General features: G+C 72.2%; 15 protein-coding genes. 2 read left to right on the top strand and 13 right to left on the bottom strand.

Annotated elements, in window-relative coordinates:
- Positions 1-22: 22 nt before the first annotated feature.
- Positions 23-1,585 (top strand): MFS transporter, encoded by a 1,563-nt coding sequence (locus tag HC251_RS06965; protein ID WP_219944577.1) that lies wholly within the window; start codon positions 23-25, stop codon positions 1,583-1,585.
- Between the two features lie 61 nt (positions 1,586-1,646).
- Here the strand turns inward: HC251_RS06965 and HC251_RS06960 are convergent, their stop codons facing one another.
- Both HC251_RS06960 and HC251_RS06955 read right to left on the bottom strand, forming a co-directional pair.
- Positions 1,647-2,333 (bottom strand): hypothetical protein, encoded by a 687-nt coding sequence (locus HC251_RS06960; protein WP_219944576.1) that lies wholly within the window; start codon positions 2,331-2,333, stop codon positions 1,647-1,649.
- Positions 2,334-2,396: 63 nt separating this feature from the next.
- Positions 2,397-2,816: a DUF2000 domain-containing protein gene (locus tag HC251_RS06955; RefSeq protein ID WP_219944575.1), complete on the bottom strand. Its 420-nt coding sequence runs from the start codon at positions 2,814-2,816 to the stop codon at positions 2,397-2,399.
- Positions 2,817-2,864: 48 nt separating this feature from the next.
- Between HC251_RS06955 and HC251_RS06950 the strand changes: the two genes are divergently transcribed.
- On the top strand, positions 2,865-3,671 hold the full coding sequence (locus HC251_RS06950) for an AraC family transcriptional regulator (protein ID WP_219944574.1): 807 nt from the start codon (positions 2,865-2,867) through the stop codon (positions 3,669-3,671).
- Positions 3,672-3,761: 90 nt separating this feature from the next.
- On the opposite strand, the gene HC251_RS06945 is transcribed toward HC251_RS06950, so the two are convergent.
- From HC251_RS06945 to HC251_RS06895, 11 genes are all read right to left on the bottom strand, one after another.
- On the bottom strand, positions 3,762-5,195 hold the full coding sequence (locus HC251_RS06945; protein WP_219944573.1) for a lipase maturation factor family protein: 1,434 nt from the start codon (positions 5,193-5,195) through the stop codon (positions 3,762-3,764).
- Positions 5,196-5,436: 241 nt separating this feature from the next.
- Positions 5,437-6,759 (bottom strand): inositol-3-phosphate synthase, encoded by a 1,323-nt coding sequence (locus HC251_RS06940; RefSeq protein WP_255566626.1) that lies wholly within the window; start codon positions 6,757-6,759, stop codon positions 5,437-5,439.
- 167 nt (positions 6,760-6,926) lie between these two features.
- Positions 6,927-8,267: an aspartate aminotransferase family protein gene (locus tag HC251_RS06935; protein WP_219944572.1), complete on the bottom strand. Its 1,341-nt coding sequence runs from the start codon at positions 8,265-8,267 to the stop codon at positions 6,927-6,929.
- An 85-nt stretch (positions 8,268-8,352) separates the two neighbouring features.
- Positions 8,353-9,558, bottom strand: coding sequence for an ABC transporter substrate-binding protein (locus tag HC251_RS06930; RefSeq protein ID WP_219944571.1), 1,206 nt, complete (start codon positions 9,556-9,558; stop codon positions 8,353-8,355).
- 46 nt (positions 9,559-9,604) lie between these two features.
- Positions 9,605-10,384, bottom strand: coding sequence for an ABC transporter permease (locus HC251_RS06925; protein ID WP_219944570.1), 780 nt, complete (start codon positions 10,382-10,384; stop codon positions 9,605-9,607).
- An 8-nt stretch (positions 10,385-10,392) separates the two neighbouring features.
- Complete coding sequence (locus HC251_RS06920; RefSeq protein WP_370651337.1) at positions 10,393-11,262, bottom strand: ABC transporter ATP-binding protein; 870 nt, start codon at positions 11,260-11,262, stop codon at positions 10,393-10,395.
- A 41-nt stretch (positions 11,263-11,303) separates the two neighbouring features.
- The gene (locus tag HC251_RS06915; protein WP_219944569.1) at positions 11,304-12,161 is read right to left on the bottom strand and encodes an ABC transporter permease; all 858 of its coding nucleotides are present in this window, start codon (positions 12,159-12,161) and stop codon (positions 11,304-11,306) included.
- Positions 12,162-12,257: 96 nt separating this feature from the next.
- Positions 12,258-13,286: a TIGR03842 family LLM class F420-dependent oxidoreductase gene (locus HC251_RS06910; protein ID WP_219944568.1), complete on the bottom strand. Its 1,029-nt coding sequence runs from the start codon at positions 13,284-13,286 to the stop codon at positions 12,258-12,260.
- Between the two features lie 4 nt (positions 13,287-13,290).
- Positions 13,291-14,775, bottom strand: a complete 1,485-nt coding sequence (locus HC251_RS06905) for a CoA-acylating methylmalonate-semialdehyde dehydrogenase (protein WP_219945634.1) — start codon at positions 14,773-14,775, stop codon at positions 13,291-13,293.
- A 21-nt stretch (positions 14,776-14,796) separates the two neighbouring features.
- Positions 14,797-16,221: a dihydropyrimidinase gene (gene hydA, locus HC251_RS06900; RefSeq protein WP_219944567.1), complete on the bottom strand. Its 1,425-nt coding sequence runs from the start codon at positions 16,219-16,221 to the stop codon at positions 14,797-14,799.
- Positions 16,222-16,261: 40 nt separating this feature from the next.
- The gene (locus tag HC251_RS06895) at positions 16,262-17,101 is read right to left on the bottom strand and encodes a nitrilase-related carbon-nitrogen hydrolase (protein WP_219944566.1); all 840 of its coding nucleotides are present in this window, start codon (positions 17,099-17,101) and stop codon (positions 16,262-16,264) included.
- Positions 17,102-17,108 lie beyond the last annotated feature (7 nt).

Genomic DNA, 17,108 nt, shown 5'->3' with positions numbered 1-17,108 from the left:
TCCCCGAGCGTTCGGACCACCCGTGCCCGCTGTCCCCACCGACGAGGCCGATCCCCGCCGCTGGCTCGTCCTCGGCGTCCTCTGCGTCAACCTGGTGCTGATCGTCGCCGCCGTCTCCTCGGCGAACGTCGCCCTCCCGACGCTGGCCCGCCCCGACACGATCAACGCCTCCCAGACCGGCCTCCAGTGGATCGTCGACGCCTACGCCCTGGTCTTCGCCGGTCTGCTGCTGCCGGCCGGGGCCCTCGGCGACCGCTTCGGGCGCAAGGGCGCCCTCCAGGCCGGGCTGGCGATCTTCGCCTTGGCGTCGCTCGCCGCCGCCCTGTCGGGTGGCACCGGCCAGCTCATCACCGCCCGGGCCGTGGCCGGCATCGGCGCCGCCCTGATCATGCCGACCACGCTGTCGATCCTGAGCAACGTGTTCCCGCCCCACGAGCGGGCCAAGGCCATCGGCATCTGGGCCGGGTTCGCCGGGGCCGGTGGGGCGCTGGGCCCGCTGATCGGCGGCTTCCTCCTCACCCACTTCTGGTGGGGCTCGGTCTTCCTCATCAACGTCATCATCGGCGGCATCGCCCTCGTCGCCGGGGGCCTCGTCGTGCCCACCTCCCGCGACCCGGAGCGATCCCCCCTCGACCCGGTCGGGTCGGCGCTGTCGATGCTCGGGTTCGGCGGCCTGCTGTTCGCCGTCATCGAGGCCCCCGAGCGCGGGTGGACCGACCCGCTCGTCATCGCCGCCTTCGCCGCCGCCCTCGGCCTGCTCGGCGGGTTCGTCCGGTGGGAGCACGTCAGCCGGGCGCCGATGCTCGACCTCGCCCTGTTCCGCATCCGGCGCTTCGCCACCGGCACGCTGACCATCACCCTGGCCTTCTTCTCGATGTTCGGGATGTTCTTCGTGCTGACCCAGTACTTCCAGTACGTGCGGGGCGACAGCGCCCTGGTCGCCGGCGTGTCGCAGATCCCCAACGCCCTGGCCATGCTGTTCTGGGCGCCGCGCAGCCAGCGGGTGGTCGGCCGGTTCGGACCTCGACCGACCGTCGCCGGGGGCCTGCTCCTCCACGCCGCCGGCTTCCTCCTCCTGTCGTTCTCGACCCAGGACACGCCCTACCTGCTGAGCGGGCTCGCCCTCGTCGTCATCGGCACCGGGTCGGGGCTGGCGATGGCCCCCACCACCTCGATGATCATGGCGGCCGTCCCCATGAGCCGGGCCGGCATGGGCTCGGCGGTCAACGACACCGCCCGCGAGGTCGGCGGCGCAGCCGGCATCGCCGTGCTCGGCAGCATCCTCGCCACCCGCTACCGGGCCGGGCTGGCCGACCTCGTCGACCGCCTCCCCGGACCCGTGGCCGAGGTGGTCGAGCGGGGTGTGGGCCAGGCCCTCCAGGTGGCCGACAGCACCGGCGGGCCCTCGGGTGCGGCCCTCGCCCAGGGCGCCCGCGACGCCTTCGTCGACGCCATGGCCATGACCCTCCGGGTCGGGTCGCTCACGGCCCTCGTGGCGTCGGCCGCGGTGTTCTGGCTGCTGCGGAGCCCGGCGCCGGCGGCCGAGGAGGCGCCCACCGCCCCGGCGGCGGCGCCGGTCGACTGACTGATGGGTGCTGCCCGGTCGTCGTGAGCGGCGGGGTCGGACCCGACCGGCCCCGCTGCCGTCAGCCCTCGACGGCCTCCAGGAACGCCTCGAGGTGGGACCGTTCGAGCTCGGTGTCGCCGTCGGTCCGCTGCTGGAACAGCACCCACAAGACGTCGGTGCGGAGCACGACGGCGACGATGACCGAGCCCTTCTCCATCTTCAGCTGCTGGGCGAAGGCGGGGACGCCGACGAGGCCCAGGTCGACCCGCTCACCCGCCTCCTCGGCACAGGCCTCGAGGGCGTCGGTGTAGAAGGAGACGTAGTAGGGCGCCACGCCGCCGGCGAACCGGTAGGCCGCCATGGCGAGCACCTCCTCGGCGCCCACCTTGTAGAGCGCCTCGGCCTGGCCCTCGGGGACCACCGGCGCCAGCTGGCTGTCGCAGAGGCGCTCGTCGAAGGTGGTGTCGGTGACGATGGTGCGCTCCACCCCCGGCAGCTCGGGCAGCCGGCGGGCCAGCCCCTCGTCGATCGGTACCTCCACCGCCCCCTCCGGCCGTGGGGGGGTCGTGGTCGTCGGCGGCTCCGTGGTCGTCGTCTCGGTGGTGGCGGTGGTCGAGGGCGCGTCGTCGGTGGACGGGGCACCGGCGTCGGCCGGGTCGTCGTCGCCCCCCGACCCGGAGCACCCGACGAGCAGGACGGCGAGGGCGACCGCCGCCGCCTGGCGGGGCCAGCGACCCGCCCTCCGGTTCCCCGCACGTCGTCGCACGGCCACCGTCTAGACCACCGCAGGGCCCGGGTGCCAGCACCCCCTGGGGGGCCGACACCCCCTTCAGGGGTGGAGGCGGAGCTTGTCGACCACCTTGTCGACGGTCTTGGCCGGCCCGGCCACGGCGAACCCGGCCAGCACCAGGTCGTCGGTGGCGACGGCCCGCACCGCGGCGCGGTTGTCGACGTCGTTGCCGGTGGCGAAGAGGTCGTCGGTGTAGACGGCCACGGCGAGGCCGCGGTCGAGGGCCCGCCGGAAGGCCCGGGTCAGCCCGGCGGCGTCGGCCCCGAAGACGAGCACGGGGTGGCCCAGCATCGACAGGTAGCCCTGGCCGCTGGCGTCCTCGTAGGGGCCACCGACCAGGTCCGGCCGGCGGGCCGTCACGCCGCTCGTGGTGAAGGCGGTGACGTTCAGCTTCTGCCACACCTCCAGGTCGAGGCGGACGGCGACGGCGATCTTGGGGGTGACGGGCTGCTCCTCCACCCCGCCATCCTCGGCCACGGCCGGGGAGGGGTCTTGTACGTTCTTCGCGTGGACTCACCGGAGCGGGTGCGGGCCTGGCGCCCAGGCGTGGCGGGGATCGAGGAGGTCTTCCACGCCCGGTTCGTCGACCACGCCTACCCCCTCCACACCCACGACCGGTGGGCCGTCATCGTCATCGACGACGGGGGCATCCGCTTCGACCTCGACCGCCACCACCTGGGCGCCACCGGCGCGACCATCGCCGTCCTCCCGCCCCACGTGGCCCACGACGGGCGCTCGTCGTCGCCGGCGGGGTTCCGCAAGCGGGTGCTGTACGTCGACGAGACCGTGCTGCCCGAGGACCGCATCGGCCGCGCCGTCGACGCCCCCACCGTCGACGACCCGGCCCTGCGCACCGGCCTCGACGGGCTCCACCGGGCGCTGGCCACCCCCGCCGCCGACGGGCTCGAGCTCGAGACCCGGCTGGCGCTCGTGGGCGAGCGCCTGCGCCACCACCTCGGCTCGGTGCCCGCCGCGCCGTCGCCGGGGGCGGCGGTCGCGGCCGAGCGGCTCCGCGACCTGATCGACGCCGACCCCACGGCCAAGCTGGCCCTCGCCGACACGGCCCGGGCCCTGGGCACCAACGTCACGCACCTGGTCCGGGCCTTCGGCCACCGCTTCGGCCTGCCGCCCCACCGCTACCGGCTCGGGCGGCGGACCGACGTGGCCCGCCGCCTCCTGCTCGACGGCCTCGCCCCGGCCGACGTCGCCGTGGCCAGCGGCTTCTGCGACCAGGCCCACCTGACCCGCCACTTCCGCCGCCACGTCGGCACCACCCCCGCCGCCTACGCCCGATCGGGCCGCCCCGCCGCCTGACCCGACCCCGGCGCACCCACCTCCGGCGAGCCCACCTCCGGCGAGCTCGGTGGCAGATGTGGGATGTTCGTCCCACATCTGCCACCGAGTTCAGGACTGACGGAGGCGGAGGGGGCCGACGACGACACCCAGGGGCTGGCGGACCCACCAGGCACCCGTCTCCCGACGCTCGGTCCGGGTCGTGAACCGGTACTCGTACATCCGAGCGCGCACCGTCTGCGGCGGCTCGTCGCCGAAGGGGTCGTGGCCGATCAGCCGACGCACGTCGGGGTCGGCCCGCAGGAGACGCTCGAGGAGCGGGTCGAGCCAGCGCCGGTGCTGCGACGGGGCCAGGGCCGCGAACCACATCAGCCAGTCGAGGCGCAGGTGGTACGGGGCGACCTGGCGGGGCCGGCGCATCGGGTCACCGGGCTTGGCCTTGAAGCCGTACTCCTGCCAGTCCTCGCCGGGGGACCGACGCCCCTCGATGACGACCTCCCGGCGGACCCGGGTGATGCTCCCGAAGGCGCCGTAGGTGTTGACCAGCCGCAGCGGGTCGAAGCTGGCGTTCATGCGCTGGCGACCCTTGGGGGCGACCAGGTTGCGGACGGGGCGGAGGCTGAGCAGGGCGACGACGACGGCCAGGGCGACCACGACGGCGGCGGACCAGGCCGGCGGGTCGGCCAGGTCGGCCGGTGGGTCGACGGGGACCAGCGGCCCGAGGAGCCCGCCACCCAGGGCGGGCAAGGCGATGGTGATGGTGAGGGTGTTGAGCCACGAGAAGTTGCCGCTGACGACGAGCCACAGCTGGGTCACCACCATCACCAGCGCCGCCCACCCGGCCACGGGCTGCGGGGCGAGGAGCAGCAGCGGAGCGACGAGCTGGGTCACGTGGTTGGCCGCCACCTCGATGCGGTGGATCCCGTCGGGGAGGTGGTGGAACCACCAGCTCAAGGGGCCGGGCAGGGGCTGGGTCTCGTGGTGGTACCGGAGGCAGGTCAGGTCCCGCCAGCACGGGTCGCCGCGGAGCTTGATCAGGCCGGCGCCCAGCTCGAGGCGCAGCAGCAGCCAGCGCAGCATCCACAGCACCAGGGTCGGCGGGGCGACGTCGGCCGGGCCCAGGAAGATGGCGAGGAAGCCGGCCTCGCAGAGCAGGACCTCCCAGCCGAACGAGTACCAGCGCTGGCCGACGTTGACGATGCTCAGGTACAGGACCCAGGGGACGGCCCAGAGGGCCATGCTCCCCGCCAGCGGGACGACGTCGCCCAGCCCCAGCAGGAGGGCGGCCGACACGGCCACCCCGGTCCACGCCACCGAGGCCACGACCCGGTCCGAGGCGCGCAGGTGGAACAGGCTGGGCGCCTGCCGGAACGGCACGGCGGCGACGAACCGGGCGATCGGGAGGATGCCCCGCTCCCCCAGCAGGGCCCGGAACTGCAGCGCCGTCCCCAGGAAGGCCAGCAGGTAGGTCGCCGCCAGCGCCCGCTGGAACAGCAGCCGCCCCACCCAGTCCCCCGGCGACGCCACCCACGCCAGATCACCCATGCCCCGATCCTCCCCCACCCGCGGGGGCTAGACGACGCTGACGGGGCCATGGGACAGATCTCCCGCGGGACGTCAGCCGCCCGGCGGAGCCGCTGGGGGTCTGGGGGTCCCCCCCAGACGAGGAGACGTGTGGCCGAGGAACGAGGCCTCCGTCTCTGGGAAGATCTTCAGCGCGAGCGCAGCGAGCACCTCCAGTTCGAGGAGGAGAGCGAGCGAAGCGAGCTGTCCGACGAGAGAGGCTTCAGTCGTAGTACTCCGCCCCCAGGTGGGTGATGGGGTCGTCGCCCATGAGGTGGCGGAGGGTGTTCTTGAGCTTCGCCAGCTGGATGAAGATGTCGTGCTCGGGGTACAGGCCAGGCTGTGCCGGCTGCGGGGACTTCCAGTAGAAGCTGAGCCACTCCTGCACGCCGCTGAGCCCGGCCCGCTGGGCCAGGTCGAGGAACAGGGCCAGGTCGAGCACCAGGGGGGCGGCGAGGATCGAGTCCCGGCACAGGAAGTCGACCTTGATCTGCATCTTGTAGCCGAGCCATCCGAAGATGTCGATGTTGTCCCAGCCCTCCTTGTTGTCACCGCGGGGCGGGTAGTAGTTGATCCGCACGACGTGGTGGATGTCGCCGTAGAGGTCCGGGTTCCGCTCGGGCTCGAAGATGGTGTCGAGCACCCCGAGCTTCGACACCTCCTTGGCCTTGAACGACTCCGGGTCGTCGAGGATCTCGCCGTCGCGGTTGCCGAGGATGTTGGTCGAGTACCACCCCTCGACCCCGAGCATCCGGGCCTTGAAGCCGGGGGCCAGGATGGTCTTCATCAGGGTCTGGCCCGTCTTGAAGTCCTTGCCGGTGACGGGGACCTTGTTCGCCCTGGCCAGCTCCAGCAGGGCGGGCGTGTCGAGGTTGAGGTTGGGGGCGCCGTTGGCCATCGGGATGCCGAGCTTGAGCATGGCGTAGGCGTAGATCTGGCTGGGGGCGATGTCGGGGTGGGACTCGTCGAGGCCCTTCTCGAAGGCCTCGAGCGTCTCGTGGACGGCGCCGGGCTCGCGGTAGACCTCGGTCGACCCGCACCAGACGGCGACGAGGCGGTCGCAGCCGTTCTCCTCGCTGAAGCGCTGGATGTCGTCCTCGAGGGCGTCGGCCTGCTGGCGCTTGGTGAGGCCCTCCTTGATGTGGTCGCCGTGGAGGTTGCGGACGTAGGCCTGCTCGAACACGGCGGGCATGGGCTTGATGGCCCGCAGCTCGTCGCCCAGCTGCTCGAGCAGGTGGCCGTCGAGCACGCCGGCCCGGCTGGCGGCGACGTAGGCGTCGTCCTCGAACACGTCCCACCCGCCGAAGACGAGGTCGTCGAGCTGGGCCAGGGGCACGTAGCCGTTGATCAGGGGCACGTTGTCGTCGGGGCGGGGGCCGATGCGGATGGTCCCCATCTGGGTCAGCGACCCGATCGGCTTCGACAGGCCCTTGCGGATGGCCAGGCAGCCGGCGATGAAGGTGGTGCCGACGGCGCCCATGCCGGGGAGCAGGATGCCCAGCTTCCCGCTGGCGGGGGCGATGTCGACGTTGGACTCGAGGGGCACGTGGCTCTCCTGGGGTGAGGGGGTCCTGCGCGCCGTCGGCGTCCGGTCATCCGGGCGCGGCGCAGCAGCCGGGCCACGCTAGGCCGTCGGCTGCCCCCGGGCCGCAGGATCGAGCTTTGTCCGGAACCCTGCCGAGGAGGGGGACTTCCGGACAAGGTTGGAGGGGGTCAGGTCGCGACGTGCTGGTCGGCGATCTTGAGGGCCTCGTCGACGAGGGCCAGGCCGGCCTCGACGTCGGCGACGGAGGTCGTGACCGGGGGGACGACGTTGAGGCGGTTGCCGGCGGCGAAGGGGACGACGCCCCGCTCGACGCAGGCGCCGACGACCTCCTTCATCGGGGCGGCGGCGGGGCCGGCGGCGTTGAACGGGACCAGCGGCTCGCGCGTGTCCCGGTCCCTCACGAGCTCGATGCACCAGAAGACGCCGACGCCGCGGACCTCCCCGACCGACGGGTGGCGCTCGGCGATCTCGGCCAGGCCGGGACCGAGGACGTCGGTGCCCAGCATGCGGGCGTGGGCGAGCACGCCCTCGTCCTCGAAGACCTTGATCGACTCGACGGCGGCGGCGCAGGCCAGCGGGTGGCCGCTGTAGGTCAGCCCGCCGGGGAACGGGCGCTCGGCGAAGGTGTCGGCGATCCGCTGGCTGATCAGCACGCCGCCGAGGGGCACGTAGCCGGAGTTCACGCCCTTGGCGAAGCAGATGAGGTCGGGGGTGACGTCCCAGCGGTCGACGGCGAACCACTCGCCGCAGCGGCCGAAGCCGGCCATGACCTCGTCGCAGATCATCACCACGCCGTGCTCGTCGCAGATCTCCCGGACGCCGGCGAGGTAGCCGTCGGGCGGGACGAGGATGCCGTTGGTGCCGACCACGGTCTCGAGCACGACGGCGGCCACGGTCTGCGGGCCCTCGACCATGATCGTGTCGCGCAGGTGCTGGAGGGCCCGCTCGCACTCCTCGGCCTCGGTCGTGGCGTGGAACGCCGAGCGGTAGAGGTACGGGCCCCAGAAGTGGACGACGCCCGGCAGGCCGGGCTCGCTGGGCCAGCGCCGGGGCTCGCCGGTGAGGGTGATCGACCCGGCGGTGGCCCCGTGGTAGCTGCGGTACGTGGCCAGCACCTTGTGCCGGCCGGTGTGGAGGCGGGCCATGCGGATGGCGTTCTCGTTGGCCTCGGCCCCGCCGTTGGTGAAGAAGACCATGTCGAGGTCGCCCGGCGCCCGCTCGGCCAGCATCCGGGCCAGCTCGCCCCGGGTGGCGTTGGCGTGGCCGGGGGCGATCATGCACAGCTCGTCGGCCTGGCGCTTGATGGCCTCGACCACCCGGGGGTGCTGGTGGCCGATGTTCATGTTGACCATCTGCGAGGAGAAGTCGAGGTAGCGGGTGCCGTCCTCGTCCCAGAACCACGACCCCTCGGCCCCGGCCACGACCATCGGGTCGAGGAGCTTCTGGGCCGACCACGAGTGGAAGACGTGGGCCCGGTCGTCCCGGTAGGCCTGGCTGCGCTCGGTCATGGGGCCATTCTCCTTGCTCGGCATCCCGCCGGACGGATGGGTGGTCGGAGTGGGTCTGACCCACTCCGACCACCCGGGCTCGCAGCTACGCGCCGCCCTCCTCGAGGGTGACCTCGATGGGCTCGAAGTCGGAGCCGACGACGTCGACGTCGGCCTCCTCGAGCAGGGCGATGGCGGCCTCGTTGATCTCACCGGTGTAGGCGCTCTCCGGCGGGTCCTCGGTGATCACCGTGGTGCCGTCGGCGTTGTTGGTGTTGAGCGAGATCTCGACCGTCTGGTCCCACGCGTCCTGCTCGACGGTGCCGGCGCCGGCGTCGGGCGACGGCCAGATCAGCCGGTTGGTCTCGTTCATCATCCACGTCTGGTGGCTGGCGCCCAGCTCGGACCCGGCCTCGGTGACGATCGTGGAGCACTCCTCGACGTTGTCCCGGCAGTAGGCCCAGCCCTGGAGCGAGGCGGCCACGAACCGGACGGCGGTGTCGCAGTAGTCCTGGTCGGAGGTGAGCTGCTCGGTGTTGGCCCAGATCGCGTCCTGGAGCATCGCCGTGCCCTCGTCGTTCCAGTTGATGACGTTGAAGTCCTCCTCGGTGTAGAGCTCGCCCGTGTCCGGGTTCACCGCCTCCAGCACCTGGGCGTACTCGTTGTAGGTCATCGCCTGGGCGGCGTCGATCTCCCGGCTCAGGAGGGCCTGCATGTCGAACTGCTGCTGCACCAGCTCGACGTCCTCGGCCGGGTCGAGCCCGGCCTCGGTGAGACCGGCGAAGAGCTCGAACTCGTTGCCGAAGCCCCAGTTGCCGACCTTCTTGCCCTCCAGGTCGGCGACGGTCTCGATGCCGGCGTCGGCCCACGACACCTGCAGCGTGCCCGAGCGCTGGAACACCTGGGAGATGTTGGTGATGCCGGCGCCCCCCTCGATCGACTGGAGCGCCTTGGGCACCCAGGCGACGGCGAAGTCGACGGCGCCGTCGGCCAGCTGGGTCTGGGGGACGATGTCGACGCCACCCTCGACGATCTCCGCGTCGAGCCCGTGGTCCTCGTAGAAGCCCTGGTCGACGGCGGCGAAGTACCCACCGAACTGGGCCTGGGTGAACCACTGCAGCTGCAGGCTGACCTCGGTCAGCTCGTCCCCGACCTCGGGCGGCGTGTCGGAGCAGGCGAGCTCGAACCCGCCGCCCCCGCCGCCGCCCCCGTCACCGCTCGTGTCCTCCTCGTCGTCGGCGCTGCCGCAGCCGGCGGCGACGAGGGTGACGGCGAGCAGGGCGACGGCCCCGCGCATCCAACGACGCTTCATGTGGTTCTCCGTGTGTGGTGGTGGTTGGTAGAGATCTCGACCGCGGTCACGGCGCCAGCGCCGCCTGCTGCTTGGCCCGCCACGGCATGGCCAGGCGCTCGACGGCGATGGCGGCGACGAAGAAGGCGAGCCCGAGGACGCAGGCGGCGACGACGTAGGACCACGCCTGGGCGGTGCGGGTCTGGGCCGCGTTGGTGGCGATGAAGTAGCCGAGCCCGCCCTGGGGCCCGCCGAAGTACTCGGCGACCACGGCGGTGATGACGGCGAGGGGGGCGGCGACCTTGAGCCCGGTGACGAGGTAGGGCAGGGCGCCGGGCAGGCGCAGCTTGCGGGCGATGGCCGACCCCGAGGCGCCGTAGGAGCGCATCAGCTCGAGGTGGGTGGCCTGGGTCTGGGTGAGGCCCTTGAGGAGGTTGAGGAACACCGGGAAGAACACGACGAGGGCCACCACGAGGCGGCGGGGCACCTCGGAGGTGGACGAGATGGCGTTGTTGAGGACCGGGGTGACGGCGATCAGGGGCAGGGCGTTGGCCGCAGCGGCGACCGGGGCGATCATCGAGCGCACGACGGCGAACCGGCTCGACACCAGGGCCATGACCACGCCGCAGGCGACGCCGAGCAGCAGCCCGAGCAGGGCGTTGGTCCCGCTGATCCGGGCGGCGTCGACGATCAGGTCGGTCTGGCGGTCGAGCTGCTCGCCGATCTTCGACGGGCGGGGCAGGAGGTAGGTGGCGATCCGCCCGACCTGCACCCACACCTCCCACAGCACCAGGAGCGCGACGCCCAGCACCACGGGCGGGAGCACCTGGCCCAGACGGCCGCGCATCGGCCCGCTCACCAGCCGTCGCCCCGTGCTGCGGCCGGGCCGTCGAGCTCGACGTCGGGGTCGCGCCCGGCCTCGCGCTCGGCCCGCTCGATGCCCCGCAGCGCCTCGCGCACCTCGGTCACGCCGGCGAAGAAGGCGGGTTCGGCGCGGGTCTCGTCGGACCGGGTGGGGCCGAGGGCGACCGGGATCACCTCGGTGATGCGCCCCGGGCGGGGGGACATGACCACGACCCGGTCGGCCAGGTAGACGGCCTCGGGGATGGAGTGGGTGACGAACACGACGGTGGTGCCCAGCTCGGCCCGGATGCGCTGGAGCTCGGCCTGCATGTGCTCGCGGGTCATCTCGTCGAGGGCGCCGAAGGGCTCGTCCATGAGCAGCAGCCCGGGCCGGGTGACGAGGGCCCGGGCGATGGCCACCCGCTGCTGCATCCCGCCCGAGAGCTCCCACGGGTGGTGGTCGACGAAGTCGCCCAGCTTGACCAGCTCGAGCATCTCCCGGGCCCGCGCCCGGCGCTCGGCCTTGTCGACCTTCTGCAGCTCGAGCGGGAGCTCGACGTTGCGCAGGACGGTGCGCCACTCGAACAGCCCCGCCTGCTGGAAGGCCATCCCGTAGTCGTTGTCGAGCCGAGCCCGGTGCGCCGGCTTGCCGTTGACCACGACCGTGCCGGTGGTGGCGTCGGTGAGGTCGGCCACGACCCGCAGGAGCGTGCTCTTGCCGCAGCCCGACGGGCCGATGAGCGAGACCAGCTCACCGGGGGCGACGGTGAGGTCGATGTCGGTGAGGGCGGTGACCTCGTTGCGGCGACCGGCGTTGAACACCTTGCCCACGCCGCTGACGGCGACGGCGGCGGGCACCTCGGGCACGGCGTCGGCCGGGATCTCCGGGAGGACGGCCTCGTCCTTGGCCAGGTCGGGGCTGTTCACGCGACGGCGTCCTTGGGTCGGTTGCGGGAGGCGAGGGCGTCGAGGGCGCCGACCATGAGGGCCATGGCGATGCCCAGCGCCGCCGCCCCCATGAGGGCGGTGTAGACCTTGGCCGGGTCGCTGGTGGCGGCCCGTGAGTACTCGAGGGTCAGGCGGCCGATGCCGCCGCTGCGCCCCAGCGAGATCTCGGCCACGATCGCCCCCACCACGGCCCCGGCGGCGGCCAGGCGCAGGGCGGGCACGAGGTACGGGAGGGCCGACGGCAGCCGCAGCTTCCACAGGACGGCCCGGGGTGGGGCGGCCAGCGAGCGCATGAGCTCGACCGACGCGGCGGGCGCCGCCTGCAGCCCGCGGAGGAGGCCGACGGCGACGGGGGCGAAGGCGAGGAAGGCCGAGATCACCGCCACCGACATCCACGGCTGCCACTCCCCCGACCCCACCTTGACCCGGCCGCCCCACGCCGCGATCAGCGGGGCGAAGGCCACGATCGGCACCGTCTGGGACATGACGATCAGCGGGAGGACGGCCCGCTCGGCCACCTTCAGCCGCTGCATCAGGGCCGCCAGCAGCGCCCCGACGACCACGCCCCCGAGGAGCCCGACGAGGGCGATCTGGAACGTGTACCAGGCTCCGGCGGCGACGGCGGCGGCGATGCTGCGGTCGCTGCCCCGACGCTCGGGGTCGCCGAGCCGCTCGACCATGGTGGCGACGTGGGGCATCCGCTGGTCGTCGGCCTTGAGCGGCAGCTGCCAACCCAGGATCTGGCCGTCGATCGCCTTGTAGCCCTCCCAGAGGGCGACCAGGGCGAGCACGCCGAGCAGGGCGAAGCCGAGGCGGCGCAGGCGGTCGGTCACGGGTCTCCTCTCGGTGGGTGGGGTCGGTCCGGAGCGGCCCACACGGTCGTCGGCGCCGCGTGGACACGGATGGTGCCTGGCACCATCCGTGTGGGGCTAGGTGGTCGCGGGGGTGGTCTCGGCCAGCCGGGGCAGGACCTTCTCGCCGTAGTGGCGCAGGGTCGTGTCCTTGTCGTCGTGCTGGAGGTACAGGGCGAACTGGTCGACGCCGAGGGCCTCGAGGTCCCGCAGGCGGCGCAGCTGCTCGTCGACCGGGCCGACGAGGCAGAAGCGGTCGACGATGTCGTCGGACACGAAGGCGACGTGGTCGTTCTCGGCCTGGCCGTGGGTGTTGTAGTCGTAGCCCGTGCGCCCGGCGATGTACTCGGTGAGGGCGGCGGGGACCGGGGCGTCGTCGCCGTAGCGGGCGACGATGTCGGCCACGTGGTTGCCGACCATGCCGCCGAACCAGCGCACCTGGTCCCGCCCGTGGGCCAGGCCCTCGGGGGTGCCGTCGGTGACGTAGGCGGGGGCGGCGACGCAGATGGTGATCGCCTCGGGGTCGCGCCCGGCGTCGGCGGCGGCCTTGCGCACCGCCCCGATGGTCCACTCGGCGATCGACGGGTCGGCCAGCTGGAGGATGAAGCCGTCGCCCACCTCGCCGGCGAGGGCCAGGGCCTTGGGCCCGTAGGCCGCGACCCACACCTCGCAGGCGCTGGCCCCCGCCCACGGCAGGCGCAGGCTCTGGCCCTTGTAGTCGACGGCCTCGCCGTTGCTCAGGCCCCGGATCACCCCGATGGCGTCGCGCAGCGTGGCCAGGGTGGTCGGCTTGCCGTTGGTGACCCGCACCGCGCTGTCGCCCCGCCCGATGCCGCACACGGTGCGGTTCCCGTACATCTCGTTGAGCGTGGCGAAGAGCGACGCCGTGACCGTCCAGTCGCGGGTGGCCGGGTTGGTGACCATGGGGCCCACGACGACGTTGCGGGTGCGGTCGAGGATCTGGCTGTAGAGCACGAACGGCTCCTGCCAGAGGATGTGGCTGTCGAAGGTCCACACGTGGGAGAAGCCGTAGGCCTCGGCCCGGACGGCCAGGTCGACGACCCGGGCCGAGGGCGGGGTGGTCTGGAGGACGACGCCGACGTCCATCGGGCTACCGGTTCTCCGGGAAGCCGAGGTCGACCGCACTCGTCGCCGGGTCGGGCCAGCGCGACGTCACGACCTTGGAGCGGGTGTAGAAGCTCACGCCCTCGGGGCCGTACATGTGGGTGTCGCCGAACAGCGACGCCTTCCAGCCGCCGAAGCTGTAGTAGCTGACCGGCACCGGGATGGGGACGTTGATGCCGACCATCCCGACCTCGACCTCGTTCTGGAAGCGCCGGGCGGCGCCGCCGTCGCGGGTGAAGATCGCCGTGCCGTTGCCGTACGGGTTGCGGTTGATGAGCTCGACGCCCTCGTCGTAGGTGGCGACGCGTGTGACGCCGAGGACGGGACCGAAGATCTCGTCGTCGTAGGCCTTCATCCCCGGCCTCACGTCGTCGAGGAGGCTGGGGTTGAGGAAGAACCCGTCAGTCGGCGCGCCCACCGTGCCGTCGACGACGACCGTGGCGCCCTCGTCGGCCGCGCCGCTGACGTACCCCGCCACCCGATCCCGGGCCTCGGCGCTGATCAGCGGGCCCATCTCGTTGTCCGGCTCGCTGCCGGGCCCGACCTTGATGGCCGGGATCCGCTCGGTGATCTTGGCGACCAGCTCGTCGGCGACGGACTCGACGGCGAGGACCACCGAGATGGCCATGCACCGCTCCCCCGCCGAGCCGTAGGCGGCGCTGACGGCGGCGTCGGCGGCCATGTCGAGGTCGGCGTCGGGAAGCACCAGCATGTGGTTCTTGGCCCCGCCGAGGGCCTGGACCCGCTTCCCGTTGGCCGTGCCGGTCTCGTAGATGTACTTGGCGATCGGCGTGGAGCCGACGAACGACACCGCGGCGACGTCGGGGTGCTCGAGGAGGGCGTCGACGGCGACCTTGTCACCGTTGACGACGTTGAAGCACCCGGCCGGGAGGCCGGCCTGGGCCAGCAGCTCGGCCACGAACAGCGGCGCCGAGGGGTCCTTCTCGCTGGGCTTGAGGACGAAGGTGTTCCCGCACGCCAGGGCGTTGGCGAACATCCACATGGGGACCATGCCGGGGAAGTTGAACGGCGTGATCCCGGCCACGACGCCGAGGGGCTGGCGCAGCTGGTACACGTCGACGCCGGTGGCGGCCTGCTCGCTGTAGCCGCCCTTGAGCAGGGCGGGGATGCCGCAGGCGAACTCGATGTTCTCCAGGCCCCGGGCGACCTCTCCGAGGGCGTCGGAGAGGACCTTGCCGTGCTCGGCCGAGATGCGGGAGGCGATCTCCTTGCGGTTGGCGTCGACCAGGTCGCGGAGGCGGAACATGACCTCGGCCCGGCGGGACAGGCCCGTCGCCCGCCACTCGGGCAGGGCGGCCTTGGCCGTGGCCACCGCGGTGGCGACCTCGTCGGCCGAGGCGAGGGCGACCTCGGCCACCTGCTCGCCCCGGGCGGGGTCGTAGACGGGGCCGGTGCGCCCCGACGTGCCGGGGACGGCCTGGCCGCCGACCCAGTGGTGGATCTGGTTCATCTCGGTCATGTCGCCTCTTCCTCAGACCAGGTACTGGGACAGCCCACGCTTGACGAACCGGCCGTGGCCCTTGCGGCCGGTGAAGGTGTCGTCGGTGATCACGACCGTCCCCCGGGACAAGACGGTGTCGACCTTGCCGTCGATGACGTAGCCCTCCCAGGACGAGTGGTCGATGTTGGAGTGGTGCTTCTTCTCGAAGCCGATCTCGGTCCGGCTCGACGGGTCCCAGACCACCACGTCGGCGTCTGCGCCGGGGGCGATGACGCCCTTCTTGGGGTACATGCCGAACATGCGGGCCGGGGTGGTGCAGCAGGTCTCGACCCAGCGCTCGAGGGTGATCTCGCCGTTGACGACGCCCTGGTAGAGCAGCTCGAGCCGGTGCTCGACGCCGGCCATGCCGTTGGGGATCTTGGAGAAGTCGCCCCGGCCCAGCTCCTTCTGGTCCTTGAAGCAGAAGGGGCAGTGGTCGGTGGAGACGATGGCCAGGTCGTTGGTGCGCAGCCCCTTCCACAGGTCGGCGTGGTGCGGGTGGTCGTCGTGGGCCGAGCGGATCGGCGGCGAGCACACCCACTTGGCCCCCTCGAAGTCGGGCTTGGCCAGCGTGTCCTCGACGGTCATGTAGAGGTACTGCGGGCACGTCTCGGCGAAGACGTTGCGCCCGGCGTCGCGGGCCTCGGCCACGTGGCCCAGGGCCTGCGAGGCGCTGAGGTGGACGAAGTAGAGCGGTGCCTTGCCGGCCACCGCAGCCAGGACGATGGCCCGGTGGGTGGCCTCGCCCTCGAGGGCAGCGGGCCGGACCCAGGCGTGGTTGACCGGGTCGGTCTCGCCGCGGCCCAGAGCCTGGGCCACCAGCACGTCGATGGCGATGCCGTTCTCGGCGTGCATCATGATCGTGGCGCCGACGTCGCCGGCGACCTGCATGGCCTTGAGGATCTGGCCGTCGTCGCTGTAGAAGACGCCCGGGTAGGCCATGAACAGCTTGAAGCTGGTGACGCCCTCGTTCTCGGTGAGGTAGCGGATGGCCTTGAGCGACTCGTCGTCGACGCCGCCGATGATCTGGTGGAAGCCGTAGTCGACGGCGCAGTTGCCCTCGGCCTTGGCGTGCCACTCGGCCAGGCCGTCGATGACGTTGGCCCCGGTGGTCTGGACGGCGAAGTCGACGATGGTGGTGATGCCGCCCCAGGCCGCCGCGGTGGTGCCGGTCTCGAAGGTGTCGTTGGCGAAGGTGCCGCCGAAGGGCAGCTCCATGTGGGTGTGGACGTCGATGCCGCCCGGGATGACGTACTTGCCGGTGGCGTCGATCACCTTGTCGGCGGTGGCCTCGGCGGCGGCGAAGAAGCCGGGGGCGCCGACCGCGGCGATGGTCTCGCCGTCGATGAGGACGTCGCTGGCGATGCGGCCGCTCGGGCTGACGACGGTGCCGTTCTTGATCAGGGTCGTTGCCATGTCGGCCTCCTCGCGCTGTCGGGTCGCTCGCTCCGCTCGCTCATCGCCGGACGATCTCGTCGTAGGCGTCGGGCCGACGGTCCCGGTAGAACTGCCAGCCGTCGCGGACCTCGCGGATCATCGCCAGGTCGAGGTCGCGCACGATCAGCTCGGGCTTGTGGGGGTCGCCCACGTCGCCGACCATCTGGCCGCGGGGGTCGACGAAGTAGCTCTGGCCGTAGAAGTCGTCGTCGCCCAACGGCTCGATGCCGGTGCGGTTGATGGCGGCGACGTAGTACATGTTCGCCACCGCGGCGGCGGGCTGCTCGACCCGCCAGATGTACTCCGAGAGCCCCCGGCTGGTGGCCGACGGGTTGAACACGATCTCGGCCCCGTTGAGGCCCAGGCAGCGCCAGCCCTCGGGGAAGTGGCGGTCGTAGCAGATGTAGACGCCGACCTTGCCCACGGCGGTCTCGAACACCGGGTACCCGTCGGTGCCGGGGGTGAAGTAGAACTTCTCCCAGAACCCCTTGACCTGCGGGATGTGCTGCTTGCGGTACTTGCCGAGGTAGGTGCCGTCGGCGTCGATCACCGCCGCGGTGTTGTAGTAGAGGCCGTCCTGGACGATCTCGTACATCGGGAGCACCAGCACCATGCCCAGCTCCTTGGCCAGGGCCTGGAAGCGCTTGGTGGTGGGCCCGTCGGGGATGGGCTCGGTGTAGCTGTAGTACTCGGCGTCCTGCACCTGGCAGAAGTAGGGGCCGTAGAACAGCTCCTGGAAGCACATCACCTGGGCGCCCTCGGCGGCGGCGTCCCGAGCGGCCTGCTCGTGCTTGTCGATCATCGACGCCTTGTCGCCGGTCCAGTCGGTCTGGAGGATCGCAGCGCGGACCACGGTCATGGGGGCT

The organism is Iamia sp. SCSIO 61187, from assembly GCF_019443745.1.
Lineage (GTDB): Bacteria > Actinomycetota > Acidimicrobiia > Acidimicrobiales > Iamiaceae > Iamia.
Note: the sequence above shows the minus strand (reverse complement) of the source record. Positions and strands in the feature narration are given on the sequence as shown.